The organism is Streptomyces sp. NBC_01217, assembly GCF_035994185.1.
Classification (GTDB): Bacteria; Actinomycetota; Actinomycetes; order Streptomycetales; family Streptomycetaceae; genus Streptomyces.
Window position 1 is genome coordinate 2,023,248 of record NZ_CP108538.1, and the last position, 18,374, is coordinate 2,041,621.

General features: G+C 70.6%; 19 protein-coding genes. 8 read left to right on the forward strand and 11 right to left on the reverse strand.

Annotated elements, in window-relative coordinates:
* Window positions 1-67: 67 nt before the first annotated feature.
* The 3 genes from OG507_RS08775 to OG507_RS08785 form a co-directional block, all read right to left on the reverse strand.
* Window positions 68-274, reverse strand: a complete 207-nt coding sequence (locus OG507_RS08775; RefSeq protein ID WP_327366584.1) for a hypothetical protein — start codon at window positions 272-274, stop codon at window positions 68-70.
* A gap of 152 nt (window positions 275-426) precedes the next feature.
* Entirely contained in the window at window positions 427-537 is a 111-nt protein-coding gene (locus tag OG507_RS08780) for an SGM_5486 family transporter-associated protein (protein ID WP_327371907.1), read from the reverse strand.
* Between the two features lie 26 nt (window positions 538-563).
* Window positions 564-1,886: a CynX/NimT family MFS transporter gene (locus tag OG507_RS08785; RefSeq protein WP_327366585.1), complete on the reverse strand. Its 1,323-nt coding sequence runs from the start codon at window positions 1,884-1,886 to the stop codon at window positions 564-566.
* A 148-nt stretch (window positions 1,887-2,034) separates the two neighbouring features.
* Between OG507_RS08785 and OG507_RS08790 the strand changes: the two genes are divergently transcribed.
* A complete protein-coding gene (locus OG507_RS08790) occupies window positions 2,035-2,709 on the forward strand; it encodes a FadR/GntR family transcriptional regulator (protein ID WP_327366586.1) in 675 nt (224 codons plus the stop codon).
* 44 nt (window positions 2,710-2,753) lie between these two features.
* On the opposite strand, the gene OG507_RS08795 is transcribed toward OG507_RS08790, so the two are convergent.
* The 3 genes from OG507_RS08795 to fabG all read right to left on the reverse strand — a co-directional run bounded on the left by OG507_RS08795 (window position 2,754) and on the right by fabG (window position 4,798).
* Window positions 2,754-3,137 carry a hypothetical protein gene (locus OG507_RS08795; RefSeq protein WP_327366587.1) on the reverse strand — a complete coding sequence of 128 codons (384 nt, stop codon included), beginning with the start codon at window positions 3,135-3,137 and terminating at the stop codon, window positions 2,754-2,756.
* A gap of 168 nt (window positions 3,138-3,305) precedes the next feature.
* Window positions 3,306-4,073: an enoyl-ACP reductase FabI gene (fabI, locus tag OG507_RS08800; RefSeq protein WP_266987197.1), complete on the reverse strand. Its 768-nt coding sequence runs from the start codon at window positions 4,071-4,073 to the stop codon at window positions 3,306-3,308.
* A 5-nt stretch (window positions 4,074-4,078) separates the two neighbouring features.
* Window positions 4,079-4,798 carry a 3-oxoacyl-[acyl-carrier-protein] reductase gene (gene fabG, locus OG507_RS08805; protein WP_327366588.1) on the reverse strand — a complete coding sequence of 240 codons (720 nt, stop codon included), beginning with the start codon at window positions 4,796-4,798 and terminating at the stop codon, window positions 4,079-4,081.
* A gap of 231 nt (window positions 4,799-5,029) precedes the next feature.
* Here fabG and OG507_RS08810 point away from each other — a divergent pair, with 231 nt between their 5' ends.
* From OG507_RS08810 to tyrS, 3 genes are read left to right on the forward strand one after another with little or no spacing between them, the layout of a single operon-like run.
* On the forward strand, window positions 5,030-6,553 hold the full coding sequence (locus tag OG507_RS08810) for a TldD/PmbA family protein (RefSeq protein ID WP_327366589.1): 1,524 nt from the start codon (window positions 5,030-5,032) through the stop codon (window positions 6,551-6,553).
* Entirely contained in the window at window positions 6,550-7,944 is a 1,395-nt protein-coding gene (locus OG507_RS08815; protein ID WP_327366590.1) for a metallopeptidase TldD-related protein, read from the forward strand. Before OG507_RS08810 ends, OG507_RS08815 begins: the two co-directional genes overlap by 4 nt.
* Window positions 7,945-7,999: 55 nt before the next feature.
* Complete coding sequence (gene tyrS, locus OG507_RS08820) at window positions 8,000-9,265, forward strand: tyrosine--tRNA ligase (protein ID WP_327366591.1); 1,266 nt, start codon at window positions 8,000-8,002, stop codon at window positions 9,263-9,265.
* 72 nt (window positions 9,266-9,337) lie between these two features.
* On the opposite strand, the gene OG507_RS08825 is transcribed toward tyrS, so the two are convergent.
* Window positions 9,338-9,613 carry a GlsB/YeaQ/YmgE family stress response membrane protein gene (locus OG507_RS08825; RefSeq protein WP_327366592.1) on the reverse strand — a complete coding sequence of 92 codons (276 nt, stop codon included), beginning with the start codon at window positions 9,611-9,613 and terminating at the stop codon, window positions 9,338-9,340.
* A gap of 247 nt (window positions 9,614-9,860) precedes the next feature.
* Between OG507_RS08825 and OG507_RS08830 the strand changes: the two genes are divergently transcribed.
* Both OG507_RS08830 and OG507_RS08835 read left to right on the forward strand, forming a co-directional pair.
* The gene (locus tag OG507_RS08830; RefSeq protein ID WP_327366593.1) at window positions 9,861-10,226 is read left to right on the forward strand and encodes a DUF3099 domain-containing protein; all 366 of its coding nucleotides are present in this window, start codon (window positions 9,861-9,863) and stop codon (window positions 10,224-10,226) included.
* A gap of 283 nt (window positions 10,227-10,509) precedes the next feature.
* Window positions 10,510-10,773: a hypothetical protein gene (locus OG507_RS08835; protein WP_327366594.1), complete on the forward strand. Its 264-nt coding sequence runs from the start codon at window positions 10,510-10,512 to the stop codon at window positions 10,771-10,773.
* Here the strand turns inward: OG507_RS08835 and moaA are convergent.
* The 3 genes from moaA to OG507_RS08850 all read right to left on the reverse strand — a co-directional run bounded on the left by moaA (window position 10,770) and on the right by OG507_RS08850 (window position 13,968).
* Window positions 10,770-11,759, reverse strand: coding sequence for a GTP 3',8-cyclase MoaA (gene moaA, locus OG507_RS08840; protein WP_327366595.1), 990 nt, complete (start codon window positions 11,757-11,759; stop codon window positions 10,770-10,772). The two genes, OG507_RS08835 and moaA, sit on opposite strands and share 4 nt — an antisense overlap.
* Before the next feature lie 206 nt (window positions 11,760-11,965).
* Window positions 11,966-13,606, reverse strand: a complete 1,641-nt coding sequence (locus tag OG507_RS08845; RefSeq protein ID WP_327366596.1) for a solute symporter family protein — start codon at window positions 13,604-13,606, stop codon at window positions 11,966-11,968.
* Window positions 13,603-13,968 carry a DUF485 domain-containing protein gene (locus OG507_RS08850; RefSeq protein WP_327366597.1) on the reverse strand — a complete coding sequence of 122 codons (366 nt, stop codon included), beginning with the start codon at window positions 13,966-13,968 and terminating at the stop codon, window positions 13,603-13,605. Before OG507_RS08850 ends, OG507_RS08845 begins: the two co-directional genes overlap by 4 nt.
* 291 nt (window positions 13,969-14,259) lie before the next feature.
* On the opposite strand from OG507_RS08850, the gene OG507_RS08855 reads away from it, so the two are divergent.
* The gene (locus OG507_RS08855; RefSeq protein ID WP_327366598.1) at window positions 14,260-15,795 is read left to right on the forward strand and encodes a S8 family peptidase; all 1,536 of its coding nucleotides are present in this window, start codon (window positions 14,260-14,262) and stop codon (window positions 15,793-15,795) included.
* Between the two features lie 115 nt (window positions 15,796-15,910).
* Entirely contained in the window at window positions 15,911-17,332 is a 1,422-nt protein-coding gene (locus OG507_RS08860; protein ID WP_327366599.1) for a CoA transferase, read from the forward strand.
* Here OG507_RS08860 and OG507_RS08865 read toward each other — a convergent pair.
* On the reverse strand, window positions 17,322-18,365 hold the full coding sequence (locus OG507_RS08865) for a zinc-dependent alcohol dehydrogenase family protein (protein WP_327366600.1): 1,044 nt from the start codon (window positions 18,363-18,365) through the stop codon (window positions 17,322-17,324). The genes OG507_RS08860 and OG507_RS08865 overlap by 11 nt on opposite strands.
* Window positions 18,366-18,374 lie beyond the last annotated feature (9 nt).

The following is an 18,374-nucleotide window of genomic DNA, read 5'->3' on the forward strand; positions in this document are numbered from 1 at the left end:
AGCTTCGCACGAAATGTGCCACCCGGCGCAGGGTGTTGAAGGGCTCCCGAGGTGTACCCGGACGCCCTCAGCGGGTCATCAGGGCCATGATTCGCTCGAGCAACCGGCCGATCGCGGGGTCGGTCGCCGCCGCGTGCGCCTCGCCGGATCCCACGGTGAACAGCAGGAGGGCGGCGAACGCGACCGCGGGCAGCGCGACGGCCCACCACGGCAGCCGGACCTCGATGCCGCCCGTGGCCGGGTGGGTGGACCGGGTGTGCGTACGGGCCGGCATGTCCGCCTCCGTGGGTCGTCGGTTCCGATATCTCGAACCTACGGACGCGAGGGCGCCGGTCCCATCCGGTGACCCACCCACTTGACCCTGACCCTGGCCCCCTAGGGGATGGTGGTGCCAGCCCCACCATCGGCCGCCTACGGCCGCGCGGCTCAGGGGGATGCGACCGAGGCGATCACTCCGATGATCACGGTGACCAGCAGCATCGCCCCGAGTACGAGGAGGAACTTCTTCTGACCGTTCTGAGGGTTCGGGTCGAGCACAGGAGACATGGGCTCAGTCTCGCATCTCAGCATTCGTCCTCGATCGTCCGGTCCCGCCCGGCCAGGATTCCGGCCACCGTCTGCGGCACCGTCAGGCCCGCCATCAGCGCGATCGGCAGCCCCCAGCCGCCGCTGTGCTGGTGGAGCACGCCGACGAGCAGCGGGCCGGGGATCGAGATCAGATAGCCGGTGGACTGGGCGAACGCGGACAGCCGGACCACTCCGGCGCCGGTGCGGGAGCGCAGGCCGATCATCGTCAGGGCGAGCGGGAAGGCGCAGTTGGAGATGCCCAGGAGCAGCGCCCAGGCCCAGGCCCCGCCGGCCGGCGCGAGGTAGAGGCCCACGTATCCGATGAGGCCGCAGCTGCCGAGGAGGACGACGATCGGGCCCTGGCTCTTCATCCGGGTGGCGACTCGCGGGATCACGAAGGCGAGCGGCACGCCCATCGCCATGGCCACGGCGAGCAGGACACCCGCGGTACCGGCCGGGACTCCCGCGTCGCGGAAGATCTGCGGCATCCATCCCATGGTGATGTACGCGGCGGTGGCCTGCAGTCCGAAGAAGCAGGCGAGGCCCCACGCGGTGCGGCTGCGGGTGATCCGGAGCGCCGGGGTGTCCCGGTGGTGGGCTGCGGGCCGGCCGGAGGCTCCGCTCCGGTCCCGTACCAGTGGAATCCAGGGCAGGATCGCGGCGGCGGCGAGCACGGCCCAGATGCCGAGGCCCGTCTTCCAGCTGCCGCCCAGCGCGCTGGTCATGGGCACGGTCACGGCGGCGGCGAGCGAGGTGCCGAGGGCCAGGGCCATCGAGTAGAGCCCGGTCATGGAGCCGACACGGTCCGGGAACCAGCGCTTGACGATCACCGGCATCAGGACGTTGCTGACGGCGATGCCCATGAGGGCGAGGGCGCTCGCGGCGAGGAAGCCGGCCGCTCCGCCGGCGAACGGGCGGATCGCCAGACCGGCCGTGATGGCGATCATGCCGGCGCAGACGACCGCGCCCGGGCCGAAGCGGCGGGCGAGGCGGGGCGCCATCACGCCGAAGACCGCGAAGCAGAGCGGCGGTACGGAAGTGAGAACACCGGCGACGCTGCCGCTCATGTGCAACCCGTCCTGCACCTCTTCGAGGAGGGCGCCGAGGCTGGTGATGGCGGGGCGGAGGTTGAGCGCGGTGAGGACGAGCCCGAGGGTGACCAGCCGGAGCAGCCATGGGGAGGGGCCCGCGGCGGCCCGTGAGGATTTCGGGGCCGTGGTTTTCGCGGCCGGAGTTCTCGTGCGGTCGTCCGCGGGGGTGGCGGGGCTCAGGGTCCGGGTCTGGGACGGGAACGGGGACTGGGTCTCGTCGTCGGGCATGAAGCCCATCATAGAATCATGGGATGATTGATTGTCCAATCGTCGGAGAATCCCTCTGAGACCATTTGCTGTGGGCGGAGCGGCCCCCGCATCGCCCCCGTCGCCCCCGTCCCCCCGCATCACCCCAGCAACCCGAGCAAGGAGCACCATGGCGCTGACGTCTCCGCGGCGTTCGGCACTCGCCGACCAGGTGATTGCCCAGCTGAGGAATCAGATCACCTCGGGCGAGTGGCCCGTGGGTTCACGGATTCCCACCGAGCCCGAGCTGGTGGAACAGCTGGGGGTGGCCCGTAACACCGTGCGCGAGGCCGTGCGCGCGCTGGCGCACAACGGACTGCTCGACATCCGGCAGGGATCGGGCACCTATGTCGTCGCCACGAGCGAGCTGGCCGGGGTGATGCACCGCCGTTTCGCCTCTGCCGATCCGCGCCATGTCGCCGAGCTGCGCTCCACCCTGGAGTCGTCGGCGGCACGGCTGGCCGCCGCCCGGCGCACCGAGCGGGATCTGAAGCAGCTGGACGCGCTGATGGCGCGCCGTGAGGAGACCTGGGCCGCGGGGGACGCCGAGGCGTTCGTCGAGGCGGACGCGACACTGCATCTGGCCGTGGTCGCGGCCTCGCACAATGACGTACTGACCGGCCTCTACGCCGATCTGGGCGATCTGCTGCGCGACTATCTCAGGGTCGATGTCGGCCATGAGCTTCGGCCGGAGAACCACATGGACCACGGCCGGCTGGTCGAGGCGATCCGGGCGGGGGACGCGGAGACGGCGGCGGCCGAGGCCGCGAGTCATGCGCTGAGCTGTCTGGTGGACCGGGTCTAGGGCGGTCGTGGTCCAGGGCGGTCGTGCCGACCGGGTCCGGGCAGTCATGACCGAGGTGAGTCCTGCACCCGGTGCGTGACCCAGACGGAGGCGACCTCCTTCCAGCAGCGGTCGTCGATCCGCACGGTCTGTCCCGGTCCCACGTCGACCGGGGCGGCGTCCGCGTCTATGTCCCACCAGCGGCGGCATTCGGTGTGCAGCTGCACGCGGTCGGTGGAGGGGTACGGGTTGTGGCAGTAGGCGACGACCCGGGAGCCCCGGACCGACGTACGGCATTCGGATCCGGCGGGGTCGGGGGTGGGAGCCACGGGGGCGGACGCCCCGGCTCCGGCCCGCCCCGCCATGGATATGCCCACGGGGGCGACCAGTGCGGCCAGGGCGACGGCGGCCGCCAGCAGAGCCCAGGTTCGGCGACGTGTGGAGCGCACAGCGACCTCCTCCCCGCAGCCTGACCAGAAGTCCGGTTCCACCACATTCTGCGGTGGATCGACCGTATTTTCGACTTGGGCGGGCCGCCGTCGGGCGCAGACGCACGACGGCCGCGTACCGCCTGCTCAAAGGCGGTACGCGGCCGTGTCACAGCCTGTCGTACGGGGTCAGGCACCCATCATGTGCACGCCACCGTCGACGTGGATGATCTCGCCCGTGGTCTTCGGGAAGAAGTCCGAGAGCAGGGCGACGACACCGCGGCCGGCCGGCTCCGGGTCGGCCATGTTCCAGGAGAGCGGGGAGCGGGTGTTCCAGACGTCCGCGAGCTCCGAGAAGCCCGGGATGGACTTCGCGGCCATCGAGCCGATCGGGCCCGCCGAGATCAGGTTGCAGCGGATGTCGTCCTTGCCCAGGTCACGGGCGAGGTAGCGGGAGGTGGCCTCCAGCGCGGCCTTGGCCGGCCCCATCCAGTCGTACTGCGGCCAGGCGAACTGCGCGTCGAAGGTGAGGCCGACGATCGAGCCGCCCTCGCTCATCAGCGGCTTGCAGGCCATGGCGAGCGACTTCAGCGAGAACGCCGAGACGTGCATCGCGGTGGAGACGGACTCGAACGGGGTGTTCAGGAAGTTGCCGCCGAGCGCGTCCTGCGGCGCGAAGCCGATGGAGTGGACGACGCCGTCCAGCGAACCGAGCTCCTCACGGACCAGGCCTTCGAGCCGGTCCAGGTGCTCGGTGTTGGTCACGTCCAGCTCGATGACCTTGGCGGGCTTGGGCAGCTTCTTGGCGATGCGCTCCGTCAGCGTGGGCCGGGGGAAGGCGGTCAGGATGACTTCGGCACCCTGCTCCTGGGCCACCTTGGCGGTGTGGAAGGCGATGGACGACTCCATCAGCACACCGGTGATGAGGATGCGCTTGCCGTCGAGAATTCCGATCATGGTGGTCAGTGACCCATGCCCAATCCGCCGTCAACGGGGATGACGGCTCCAGTGATGTACGACGCGTCGTCGGAGGCGAGGAAGCGCACCGCGGCGGCGATCTCCTCGGGCTGCGCGTAGCGGGCCAGCGGCACCTGGGCGACGATGCCCTTGCGCTGCTCCTCGGTGAGCACCTGGGTCATGTCGGTGTCGACGAAACCGGGCGCGACGACGTTGAAAGTGATGTTCCGCGAGCCGAGCTCGCGCGCCAGCGACCGGGCGAAACCGACCAGACCGGCCTTGGAGGCGGCGTAGTTGGCCTGCCCCGCCGAGCCGAGGAGCCCGACGACCGAGGAGATGAGGACGACTCGGCCCTTCTTGGCGCGCAGCATGCCGCGATTGGCGCGCTTGACGACCCGGAAGGTGCCGGTGAGGTTGGTGTCGAGTACGGACGTGAAGTCCTCCTCGGACATCCGCATCAGCAACTGGTCCTTGGTGATACCGGCGTTGGCGACCAGTACCTCGACCGGACCGTGCTTCTCCTCGATCTCCTTGTAGGCCTGCTCCACCTGTTCGGCGTCCGTGATGTCGCAGCGGACCGCGAGGCAGCCCGCCTCGGTCAGTTCCTTGGGCGGCTCGCCGGAGCGGTAGGTGATCGCGACCTTGTCGCCGTTTTCGGCGAAAGCGCGGGCGATGGCGAGGCCGATGCCCCGGTTTCCTCCGGTGACGAGAACCGAGCGGCTCAACGGATCACCCTTTCGATAGCGGTCTGGTACCTCGAAAACCTATCGGTACCACCCGCCCCGCGGAGAATCGGCCCCTGACAGCACCTCCCCCGGGGCACTGTGGGATTCCTACAGAGGTTCACCCGTCGAGTCGCACCGCAGCCGTCGCCGGGCGGGCAAGGCCCGATAACCCGGGGTGCGGTCACCGTCCGCGTGGTTCACTTCCGTGGTGTATCGAGAAGGGAATCCCCTGTGCCCCACGAGGTAGATCAGTCATTTCTGGCCCTGCCCCTGCGGGCCCTCGCCGACGCGGCGCTCGCGCGTGCCCGTGCGCTGGGGGCCGCGCATGCCGACTTCCGTTTCGAGCGGGTGCGCAGCGCGTCCTGGCGGCTGCGGGACGCCCGGCCCGCCGGGAGCTCGGACACCACCGATCTCGGGTACGCGGTGCGTGTGGTGCACGGCGGGGCGTGGGGGTTCGCGTCGGGAGTGGATCTGACCATGGACGCGGCGGCGAAGGTGGCGTCCCAAGCGGTCGCCATGGCGAAGCTGTCGGCCAAGGTGATCGCGGCGGCCGGGTCCGACGAGCGGGTGGAGCTGGCGGACGAGCCGGTGCACGGTGAGCGGACCTGGGTGTCGGCGTACGACGTCGACCCGTTCTCCGTACCGGACGAGGAGAAGGCGGGGCTGCTCGCCGAGTGGAGCAGCCGGCTCCTCGGCGCGGAGGGTGTCGCACATGTGGACGCCTCGCTCATGACCGTCCATGAGAACAAGTTCTACGCGGACACGGCGGGCACCGTCACCACCCAGCAGCGGGTGCGGCTGCATCCGCAGCTGACCGCGGTCGCCGTGGACGGGAACACCGGTGAGTTCGACTCGATGCGGACCATCGCGCCGCCGGTGGGCCGCGGCTGGGAGTACCTGACCGGGACCGGCTGGGACTGGGACGAGGAGCTGGAGCGGATTCCCGGGCTGCTGGCCGAGAAGATGCGGGCGCCGAGCGTCGAGGCGGGGACGTACGACCTGGTCGTCGACCCGTCCAATCTCTGGCTGACGATCCATGAATCGATCGGCCACGCCACCGAGCTGGACCGGGCGCTGGGGTACGAGGCGGCGTACGCCGGGACCTCGTTCGCCACCTTCGACCAGCTGGGGAAGCTGGCGTACGGCTCCCCCGTGATGAACGTGACGGGCGACCGCACCGCCGAGCACGGGCTCGCGACCATCGGGTACGACGACGAAGGTGTCGAGGCGCAGTCCTGGGACCTCGTCAGGGACGGGACACTGGTCGGGTACCAGCTGGACCGGCGGATCGCGAAGCTGACGGGTCTGGGCCGGTCCAACGGCTGCGCGTACGCGGACTCGCCGGGGCACGTCCCCGTACAGCGGATGGCGAACGTGTCGCTGCAGCCGGATCCGGGCGGGCTGTCCACGGAGGATCTGATCGGCGGGGTGGAGCGCGGGATCTATGTGGTCGGCGACCGGTCCTGGTCGATCGACATGCAGCGCTACAACTTCCAGTTCACCGGGCAGCGGTTCTTCCGCATCGAGAACGGCAGGCTGGCCGGTCAGCTGCGCGATGTCGCGTACCAGGCCACGACGACGGACTTCTGGGGCTCGATGGAGAAGGTCGGCGGCCCGCAGACGTATGTACTGGGCGGCGCCTTCAACTGCGGCAAGGCCCAGCCGGGCCAGGTCGCGGCCGTCTCCCACGGCTGCCCCTCCGCCCTCTTCCGGGGCGTGAACATCCTCAATACGACGCAGGAGGCCGGGCGATGAGCCGCGTCAGCAAGCCGTACGAGATCGTCGAGCGGGCGCTCGAACTGTCCACCGCCGACGGCTGTGTCGTCATCGCCGACGAGGAGTCGTCCGCGAATCTGCGCTGGGCCGGCAACGCGCTCACCACGAACGGGGTGACACGGGGGCGGACCCTGACCGTCATCGCGACCGTCGACGGCGCGCAGGGCACCGCTTCCGGGGTCGTGTCGCGGTCCGCGGTGACCGCCGACGATCTGGAACCGCTGGTGCGGGCCGCCGAGGCCGCCGCGCGCGGGGCCGGTCCGGCGGAGGACGCGCAGCCGCTGGTCAGTGGTGTGCCCTCGTCGCCCGACTTCACGGACGCGCCGGCCGAGACCGGCTCGGACGTCTTCTCGGAGTTCGCCCCGGCGCTCGGCGACGCCTTCGCCCGTGCCCGCTCCGGTGGCCGTGAGCTGTACGGCTTCGCCCACCACCAGCTGACCTCGACGTACCTGGGTACGTCGACGGGGCTGCGGCTGCGCCACGACCAGCCGAACGGGACGCTGGAGCTCAACGCCAAGTCCCCCGACCGGACCCGTTCGACCTGGGCGGGCCGCTCCACGCGCGACTTCAAGGACGTCGACCCGGCCGAGCTCGACACGGAGCTCGCGCAGCGGCTGCGCTGGGCGGAGCGTCGTATCGAACTGCCCGCCGGACGGTACGAGACGCTGCTGCCGCCGACCGCGGTGGCCGATCTGCTGATCTACCAGCTGTGGTCGTCGACGGCACGGGACGCCACGGAGGGCCGGACGGTGTTCTCCAGGCCGGGCGGCGGGACGAGGATCGGCGAGACCCTGTCCGAGCTGCCGCTGTCGCTGCGCAGCGACCCGCACGCACCGGGTCTGGAGTCGGCGCCGTTCGTGATCGCGCACGCCTCGGGGGACGGCGCGTCCGTCTTCGACAACGGTCTGCCGCTGACGTCGACGGACTGGATCCTGGACGGTCGGCTGGAGCATCTGACGACCACCCGGCACACGGCGGGTCTGACCGGGCTGCCGGTCGCGCCGGCGATCGACAACCTGCTGCTGGAAGGCGGCGGTGAGCGGTCCCTGGAGGAGATGGTGGCCGCGACGACCGGCCGCGGGCTGCTGCTGACCTGCATGTGGTACATCCGGGAGGTCGATCCGGCGACGCTGCTGCTGACCGGGCTGACCCGCGACGGGGTGTATCTCGTCGAGGACGGCGAGGTCGTCGGCGAGGTGAACAACTTCCGGTTCAACGAGTCGCCGGTGGACCTGCTGTCGCGGGCCACGGAAGCGGGCCGTACGGAGAAGACGCTGCCGCGCGAGTGGGGCGACTGGTTCACCCGGGCGGCCATGCCCGCGCTGCGGATCCCCGACTTCAACATGAGCTCGGTGAGTCAGGGCGTGTGACCCGCCTAGACTGGCTGTCGCAATTCGATACACGTAGCTGAGGAGACACGGAACCGTGGCGGACATCGTCGACGAGCTGAAGTGGCGTGGGCTGTTCGCCCAGTCCACCGATGAGGACGCACTGCGCAAGGCTCTCGCGGACGGTCCCGTCACGTTCTATTGCGGCTACGACCCCACCGCCGCGAGTCTGCACGTCGGCCATCTGGTGCAGGTGCTCACCATGCGCCGGCTCCAGCAGGCCGGTCTGCGGCCGCTCGCCCTGGTGGGCGGGGCCACCGGTCAGATCGGTGACCCGAGGCCGACCGCCGAGCGCACGCTGAACGACCCGGAGACGGTCGCCAACTGGGTGTCGCGGCTGCGGTCCCAGATCGAGCCGTTCCTGTCCTTCGAGGGCGAGAACGCGGCGGTCATGGTCAACAACCTGGACTGGACCGCGGGCCTGTCCGCGATCGAGTTCCTCCGGGACATCGGCAAGCACTTCCGCGTCAACAAGATGCTGACGAAGGAGTCCATCGCCCGGCGGCTGGAGTCCGACGAGGGCATCAGCTACACCGAGTTCAGCTACCAGCTGCTGCAGAGCATGGACTACCTGGAGCTGTACCGGCGCTACGGCTGCACCCTCCAGCAGGGCGGCAGCGACCAGTGGGGCAACCTCACCGCGGGCCTCGACCTGATCCACCGCCTGGAGCCGGGCGCCGAGGTGCACGCACTGGCGACCCCGCTGATGACGAAGGCGGACGGCACCAAGTTCGGCAAGTCCGAGAGCGGGGCCGTCTGGCTCGACCCGTCGATGACGACGCCGTACGCGTTCTACCAGTTCTGGCTGAACGTGGACGACCGGGACATCTCCCGGTACATGCGCATCCTCAGCTTCCAGAGCCCCGCGGAGCTGGCCGAGCTGGAGAAGCTCACCGAGGAGCGTCCGCAGGCCCGGACGGCGCAGCGCGCGCTGGCCGAGGAGCTGACGACGCTGGTGCACGGCGCCGGTCAGTGCGCCGCGGTCATCGCCGCGTCGAAGGCGCTCTTCGGTCAGGGTGAGCTGGGCGAGCTGGACGAGGCGACGCTGAGCGCCGCGCTGTCCGAGGTGCCACACGCGCGGGTCACCGAGCTCGGCCCGCTGGTGGACCTCCTGGTGGAGGTCGGTCTGGCGCCGAGCAAGTCGGGCGCCCGTCGCACGGTGAAGGAGGGCGGTGCGTACGTGAACAACGTCAAGGTCACGGACGGCGAGAGCGCACCGGCCCGCGAGGAACTGCTGCACGGGCGCTGGCTGGTGCTGCGCCGCGGCAAGAAGAACCTCGCGGCCGTCGAGGTCACCGGCTGATCCCGGACGATCGCCACTGCGGCCGGACACGCGTGATGCGTGTCCGGCCGCAGTGCGTGGTGGTCCGGTGGCTCAGGCCTTCTGTTTCGTACCGCGGAGCGAGGTCCACAGCATGTCGCCGAGACCGACGATGACCACCGCGCCGATCAACTGGAACAGATGGCGCGTCCAGTCGATGCCCCTGGTGTCGTTGACGCCGATCCAGGTGGCGACGGCGTTGCCGAGGACGCTGCCGAGGATGCCGAAGATCGTCGTCAGCCAGAGTGGGATGCTCTGTTTGCCGGGCAGGATCGCCTTCGCGATCAGACCCAGCACCAGGCCCACGATGATTGCCCACAACCAGCCCATGTCGCCTCCTCGTGCGACGCGATGTCGCGCATGTCCGCCCAGTCTCGGCCCGTGGGCCGTACGCCGCATGTCGGACGCGTCCGTACGTGCGGCGCCACCGCCCGTGCGCGCGAACACGGCGCGCCCCGGTCTCGTGGCCGGCCGACGCCGGGCGTACCGTGGATGCGGTCCGGTCCGGGGAGCGGCCGGCGCGGGAATGAGGTCCCCCCGGCCCGCGCGGCGCCGGGGTAAGGGTGGTGGAGACGTGATGCGGAAGCGGAGCGGTGCCGAGGTCTTCCGGATCACGGGGGCCCGTCAGGGGCTCGCGGACGATGTGCGCGGCAGACAGCGGCGCTATGTGATCTCTATGTCCGTACGGACTGTCTCGGTGATCCTGGCTGCCGTGCTGTGGAACGTCGAGCGGTACGTCGCGATGGTGGCGCTGGCACTCGGTGTCCTGCTCCCGTACGTGGCCGTCGTCATCGCCAACGCGGGCCGGGAGAACACCCCTTCGCTCCCCTCGACCTTCGTCCCCGCGCCGATGCGGCCCATGCTCGACGCCACGCCCGTGGCCGGTGCCGCGGAAGCCGGTCCGGAGGCCGACGCGGCCGGGCGCGGCGGGGAATCAGCATGAGCGGATCGGCATAAGCACAGTTCGGGCCGCACCGCACCCAAGGCTCAAGAAAACCTCAGATCAATCATGAAGTTACGGTGCACCGCACCCCGGTCCGCGTGACATACTTCGTAGGCGCTCCGCATCCCCCGTCGGAGCGACAGACCGACGCCGGGCAGCTCCCCCCGTGGCTGCTCGGCGTCGCTTTTTCTCCGGCAGGGGATGCGACCGGCGGTCGGCCCGAAGGCCGGTCCGTGAGACCGGCCCGTGAGACCGCAATGAGCGCTGACCTAGGGTTGAGTCCGTGAACTCCCCTGAATCCGCGGCCGAGAACGCTGCCGCCGCACCCATCTGTTCCGCCAAGGGCTGCCGGGCCGACGCCGTATGGGTACTCGCCTGGAACAACCCGAAACTGCACACCCCGGAGCGTCGTAAGACCTGGCTGGCCTGCGAGGAACACCGGGAGCATCTCTCCTCGTTCCTCGGCGTGCGAGGTTTCCTCAAGGATGTCGTGACGCTGGCGGAGTGGGAGTCCCGCGCACCGGGGGCGAAGGGACGCCGGAGCTAACCGCCGATCGCCGACATCGGACGGTCGGGCTGCAGGAAGGACGGGTCGTCCAGTCCGGATCCGGCCTTCTTTCCCCACATCGCGAGCCGCCAGATCCGGGCGATCTCCTCGTCCGGCGCGTCCGAGCGCAGGGCGCCGCGCAGATCGGTCTCCTCGCGGGCGAACAGGCAGGTGCGCACCTGGCCGTCGGCGGTGAGCCTGGTCCGGTCGCAGGCCCGGCAGAAGGGGCGCGTGACGGAGGCGATGACACCGACGCGGTGGGGTCCGCCGTCGACGAGCCAGCGCTCGGCGGGGGCGGAGCCGCGCTCGCCGTCGCCCTCCTCGGTGAGGGTGAAGCGGGTGCGCAGCGACTGGAGGATGTCGCCTGCGGTAATCATGCCGTCGCGCTTCCAGCCGTGCTGCGCGTCGAGCGGCATCTGCTCGATGAAGCGGAGCTCGTAACGGTGCTCGACGGCCCAGGCGAGGAGGTCGGGGGCCTCGTCGTCGTTGAGTCCGGGCATCAGGACGGTGTTGACCTTGACCGGGGTGAGACCGGCGTCGCGGGCGGCTTCGAGGCCGGCCAGCACGTCGTGGTGGCGGTCGCGGCGGGTGAGTGTCTTGAAGACGTCGGCGCGCAGGGTGTCCAGCGAGACATTGACCCGGTCCAGACCGGCGGCCTTGAGCGCGGCTGCCGTGCGCTTCAGTCCGATGCCGTTGGTGGTGAGCGACATCCTGGGGCGCGGGCTCAGGGCCGCGCACCGCTCGACGATGGAGACGAGCCCGGGGCGCAGCAGGGGTTCACCGCCGGTGAAGCGGACCTCGGTGATGCCGAGCCGGGTGACGGCGATGTGGACCAGCCGGACGATCTCGTCGTCACTGAGCAGATCGGGCTTGCCCAGCCACTGCAGGCCCTCTTCCGGCATGCAGTACGTACACCGCAGATTGCACCGGTCGGTCAGCGAGACACGCAGGTCCGTGGCGACCCGGTCGTAGGTGTCGATGAGCATGTGGGCCCCCTCCCCTCCCTCAGCAACTTCCCGGCTGCGGATCCGGCTCGTCCGCCCGAGTCGTGCGGCCGAGTCCTCCGGCTGATTCCGGCTGACTTGTTCGAGACTACGCGAGACCTGTGACATCGGAGGGGCCCGTTTGGCACGAGGAGCGGCGTGGCCGCGTCGTAGGGTCCTACGACGCGGCCACGGACCGGGGTGTCGTGTCAGTGCGCCCCGACGCCCGTGAGGGACTTGACCTCCAGCTCGGCGTACTTGCCCTTGTCGGGCTCCTCCTTCGAGAGGAGGGAGCCGATCCAGCCGAGCAGGAAGCCCAGCGGGATGGAGATCAGGCCCGGGTTCTCCAGCGGGAACCACGCGAAGTCGACGCCCTTGAACATCGACGTCTTCGGGTTGCCGGATACGACCGGCGAGAACAGCACCAGGAACACCGAGCTGGCCAGACCGCCGTAGATGGACCACAGCGCGCCCTGGGTGGTGAACCGCTTCCAGAAGAGGCTGTAGAGGATCGTCGGCAGGTTGGCGGAGGCGGCGACGGCGAAGGCGAGCGCCACCAGCCCGGCGACGTTCATGTCGCGGGCGAAGGCTCCCAGGACGATCGCGACCGCGCCGATGAGGACGGTGGCCCAGCGGGCGGCCCGCATCTCCTCCTTCTCGGTGGCCTTCCCCTTGCGGATGACGTTGGCGTAGATGTCGTGCGCGAAGGACGACGAGGAGGCGAGGGTGAGCCCCGCGACGACGGCGAGGATGGTGGCGAAGGCGACCGCCGAGATCACCGCGAGCAGCACGGCGCCGCCGGTGGAACCGACCCCGCCGAGGTACTCGGCGAGCTGCGGGGCGGCCGCGTTGCCTGCCGGGTTCTTCGCCCTGATCTCGTCCGGGCCGATCAGGGCCGCGGCGCCGAAGCCGAGCGCGATCGTCATGAGGTAGAAGGCGCCGATGATGCCGATGGCCCAGTTGACCGACTTACGGGCAGCCTTGGCGGTCGGCACCGTGTAGAAGCGGATCAGGATGTGCGGCAGGCCGGCGGTGCCGAGGACCAGTGCGATACCCAGGGAGAGGAAGTCCAGCTTCGAGGTGCCGGTGGCGCCGTACTTGAGGCCGGGCTCCAGGAACGCCGCGCCGTGGCCGCTCTTCTCGGCGGCCGTGCCCAGCAGGTCGGAGATGTTGAAGTCGAACTTCAGCAGCACCAGGAAGGTCATCAGAAGGGCACCGGCGATGAGCAGCACGGCCTTGACCATCTGGACCCAGGTGGTGCCCTTCATGCCGCCGATGGTGACGTACACGATCATCAGTACGCCGACCAGCGCGACGATGAGGATCTTGCCCGCGTCGCTGGTGATGCCGAGCAGCAGGGAGACCAGGACGCCCGCGCCCGCCATCTGCGCCAGCAGGTAGAAGATCGAGACGACGATGGTGGAGACGCCGGAGGCGGTACGGACCGGGCGCTGGCGCATCCGGTAGGCGAGGACGTCGCCCATCGTGTAGCGGCCCGAGTTGCGCAGCGGTTCGGCGACCAGCAGCAGGGCCACCAGCCAGGCGACGAGGAAGCCGATGGAGTACAGGAAGCCGTCGTAGCCGAAGAGGGCGATGGCCCCGGCGATCCCGAGGAACGAGGCCGCGGACATGTAGTCGCCGGAGACCGCGAGTCCGTTCTGGAACGCGGTGAACTGGCGGCCGCCCGCGTAGAAGTCGGAGGCGCTCTTGGTCTGGCGTCCGGCCCAGACGGTGATGCCCAGGGTCGCGGCGACGAACACGGCGAAGAGCGTGATGATCAGCGGCCGGTGCTCGGTGGTCGAGGAGGCGGCCAGCTGGACGGCGGAGTGCGAGTGGTACACGGCGCTCATGCGTCGGCCTCCATACGGGACTTGATGGCCTCGGCCTTCGGGTCGAGCTTCGCGGCCGCGTGGCGCGAGTACAACCAGGCGATGAGGAAGGTGGTGGCGAACTGGGCGAGGCCGAAGACGAAGGCCACGTTGATGTTGCTGTACACCTTGGTGCCCATGAAGCCGCCCGCGTAGTTGGACAGCAGCACGTACAGCAGGTACCAGAGGACGAAGGCGATGGTCAGCGGGAAGGCGAACGAGCGGTAGGCGTGGCGCAGTTCGCCGAACTCACCGCTCTCCTGCGTCGCGATGAACGCCTCGGTCGTGGGCGCGGCAGGACTGGTCTGCGAAATGGCCTCGGGCGGCGGTGCATCGGTAGCCACGGAATCTCCTCGCGACGCGGGTGCGGTGGTGTTGGGGACGGTGGAACTCACGGGGGAACCTCGATGTCAGAAAGGTAGGTGCGCCTACCCCTGACAACGGCACGGAGAGCGCGGCGAAGCGGTTCACCGCGTTCCCGTACTTCTCGAACTCGCCTTTTCCCGGCCGTCCGGCCGAACACATACCCGGAACTCATTGATGAGCAGGGATGATCAGCGATAACTTCACTCGTCATGTACGCGACTGGGCACACCCCGTGTCCGGTCGACCGGCACGGATGATGTGGAGACCCCATGGCTCATCTGGGATCCAGACGGACGCGCGCAATGACGCTGCCCGTCGGATTGGCACTCACGGCCTCGCTCGGCTTCCTGCCGACGGGGACCGCCTCTGCCGCACCGGTGGACGCGCAGCCCACGGCGGCGGTGTCGACGGACGGCCCGAAGTTGTCGTACGTGGTCAACACGCGAGGCGGTCACGGCACCGTCAAGCAGGTGAAGAAGGCGATAGCCAAGGCCGGCGGCACGGTGGTGATCGCCTATGAGCAGATCGGCGTCATCGTCGTCCACTCGCAGAACCCGGACTTCGCGAAGTCGATCCGCCGGGTGCGGGGTGTCGATTCGGCGGGTGCCACCCGCACCAACCCCATCGTTCCGCAGGCCACCAAGGACATCGGGGTCGAGCAGCCGCTCACCGCGGAGCAGGCCGGGGCCGCGTCCGCGCAGGCGACGGCGGACCAGGATCCGCTGGAGCCGCTGCAGTGGGACCTGCCCGCCATCAAGGCGGACCAGGCGCACAAGAAGTCGCTGGGCAGCAAGAAGGTCACGGTCGCGGTCATCGACACGGGTGTGGATGACACGCACCCGGACCTGGCGCCGAACTTCGACCGCGGGGCCTCGGCGAACTGTGTGACCGGGGCGCCGGACACGACGGACGGCTCCTGGCGTCCGAAGACCGGTGAGAGCGACCACGGCACGCATGTCGCGGGCACCATCGCCGCCGCGAAGAACGGCATCGGCGTGACCGGGGTCGCGCCGGGTGTGAAGGTCGCCGGCATCAAGGTGTCGACCCCGAGCGGGTTCTTCTACACCGAGGCGGTCGTCTGCGGCTTCATCTGGGCCGCCGAGCACGGCGTCGATGTCACCAACAACAGCTACTACACCGACCCCTGGCTGTACAACTGCAAGAACGACCCGGACCAGGGCGCCCTGGTCGAGGCCGTCACCCGTGCCACGCGGTACGCGGAGCACAAGGGCACGGTCAATGTCGCAGCGGCCGGCAACTCGGCCGAGGACCTGGCCGCCGACGAGCTCGTGGACACGACCAGCCCGAACGACACCACCCCGGTCACCCGGACGATCAACCCGCGCGAGTGCTTCGACATCCCGACGATGCTGCCGGGCGTGGTGACGGTCTCCGCGACCGGCGCCAAGGGCCTGAAGGCCTCGTACTCGAACTACGGGAACGGCGTCATCGACGTGGCGGCCCCGGGCGGCGACTCGACGGTCTACCAGACGCCCGCACCGCCCGCCACGAGCGGTCTGATCCTGTCCACGCTGCCGGGCGGCAACTACGGCTACAAGGCCGGTACTTCGATGGCCTCCCCGCATGTCGCGGGTGTCGTGGCCCTGATCAAGTCGACGCACCCGCACGCCTCGGCGGCCGTGGTGAAGGCGCTCCTGACGGCCGAGGCCGACGCCACCGCGTGCGGCGCACCGTACGACATCAACGGTGACGGCACGGTCGACGCCGTCTGCGAGGGCGGCAAGTACCGCAACGGCTTCTACGGGGCCGGTGTGGTGAACGCGCTGAACGCGGTCCGCTGGTAGGGACTGCGGCGCGGCGGGAGGGTCCGGAGTCGTCGGCCGGCCCCTCCCGCCGTCTCTTTCCGGGTCGCCCCCGCTCCTCTTTCCGAGGGGTGGCACTCAGTGCCATAGTGCGGGAATGACTCATGCACCAAGGTCCGGCACGGAGCAGGCCTGGGCGGCGCTCGGCGGTGATCCCGCGCTTCTCGCGCACATCGGGACGGGCGGCCCCGAGGGTCTGCTGCCCGCCCGGCTGCCCGTCATGGAGCTGGCCCGTTCCGCCGTCGCGGTCTGCTCGCTGGCCGCGGCCGAGCTGGCCGCCCGCCGCACCGGGCGCCCCGTCCCGCGGGTCCGGGTCGACGACGGCGCGGTGGCCACAGCGTTCACGAGCGAGCGCCATCTGCGGATCGACGGGCGTGCACCGACCAACTTCGCCCCGCTGTCCCGGTTCTGGCGCACGGCGGACGGCTGGGTCCGTACGCACGCCAACTACCCGCACCACCGGGCCCGGTTGCTCGCCGCGCTGGAGTTGCCCGCGGACGTGCCGGACGACATCGCCGTGGACGCCGTCGCCGCCTCGTTCGCCGGGCGGCGCGGATCGGAGATCGAGCAGTCGGTGTACGCGGCGGGCGGCCTGGCCGTCGTCGCCCGTACGCCCGGGGAGTGGGCGGCCGACCCCCGGGGCGCCGCGGTCGCGGGCACGCCGCTGGTGGCCGGGGAACGCCTCGACGGCGCACCGGACCGCCGGACGGCGGCGCTCGCCGGTGAACCGCTGCTGCCCGCAGCCGGGTTGCGGGTGCTGGACCTCACCCGGGTCATCGCGGGGCCCGTCGCCACCCGTACGCTCGCGCTGCTCGGCGCGGACGTCCTGCGGATCGACGCCCCGCAGCTCCCGGAGAGCCCGGACGCGCACGGCGACACCGGATTCGGGAAGCGGTCGGTGGACCTGGATCTCGCCGGGCGCCCCGGCAGGGCCGCGTTCGACGAGCTGCTGGCCGGGGCGGACGTGGTCGTCATCGGCTATCGGCCCGGTGCGGTCGAGCGGTTCGGCCTGACACCGCAGTCCCTGGCCGCGCGCAGGCCGGGGCTGGTGATCGGGCGGCTCTCGGCCTGGGGGCACGGTCCGTGGGCCGAGCGGCGCGGCTTCGACAGTCTGGTGCAGGTGGCCACCGGCATCGCCTCGGCCGAGGCCACGGCCGGACCTGAGAACCCGCCCGGTGCGCTGCCCGCCCAGGCGCTCGACCACGGCACGGGTTATCTGCTGGCCGCCGCCGTGCTGCGCGCGCTGACCGAGCAGCACGAGGAGGGCGGCTCCCGGCTGGCCACGCTCTCGCTGGCCCGTACCGCGGCCTGGCTGCTCGACGAGCTGCCCGCCCGGCGGGAGGCCGAAGCCGGGGCCGTGGGGTCGTACGACCCGGAGAAGTGGCTCACGGAGACGGACAGTCCGCTGGGCCGGCTGCGTCACGCCCTGCCGCCGGTCTCCTTCGACGGATCCCCCGCGAACTGGTCGCGCCCGCCCGGCCCGCTGGGGGCGGACGCGACCGCCTGGCTCACGGCTTGATGAGCACCTTCAGCGCCGTGCGCTCGTCCATCGCCTTGTAACCGGCGGGGACGTCGTCGAGGCCGACGGTCAGGTCGAAGACGGGCGACGGGTCGATCGCGCCGGACAGCACGTCGGGGAGCAGCTCCGGAATGTAGGTGCGCACGGGGGCGACGCCGCCGCGCAGGGCGATGTTCCGGTCGAACATGACGCCGAGGTCCAGGCCGGTGCCGCTGCCGTGCGGCACACCGACGTAGCCGATGGAGCCGCCGTCGCGGGTGATCCCGACGGCGGTGCGCATCGACTGCTCGGTGCCGACGGCCTCGATCACGGCGTGTGCGCCCTCGCCGCCGAGCAGTTCCCGTACGACTTCGACGGCCGCCTCGCCACGCTCGGCGACGACGTCCGTGGCGCCGAAGGCGCGGGCGATGTCGGTGCGCACCTGGTGGCGGCCGAGCGCGATGATCCGCTCGGCGCCGAGCCGCTTGGCGGCCATGACGCCGCACAGTCCGACCGCTCCGTCGCCGACGACGGCGACCGTGGTGCCGGGCTTCACGCCCGCGCCGACGGCGGCGTGGTGGCCGGTGCCGAGCACGTCGGACAGGGCGAGGAGCGCGGTGAGCAGGTGGTCGTCGAAGGCTGCGGCGGCGGGGAGCTTGACCAGCGTGCCGTCGGCGAACGGGACGCGCACGGCCTCGCCCTGCCCGCCGTCGGAGCCGACCGAGCCCCAGAAACCGCCCTGTGCGCAGGAGGTGGTCAGGCCCTCGGCGCAGTACGCGCAGGTGCCGTCGGACCAGACGAAGGGCGCGACGACGAGGTCGCCGACGGCGAAGCCGGCCACCTCGGAACCCGCCTCCTCGACGATCCCGAGGAACTCGTGCCCGATGCGCTGGCCGGGCTGCCGGGCGGCCTCGCCGCGGTACGCCCACAGGTCGCTGCCGCAGATACAGGCCCGCAGGACCCGCAGCACCACATCGGTGGGCCGCTGGATCGACGGGTCCGGCACTTCCTGCACACGTATGTCGTGGGGGGCCTGGATGACGGTGGCGCGCATGCGTGGGGA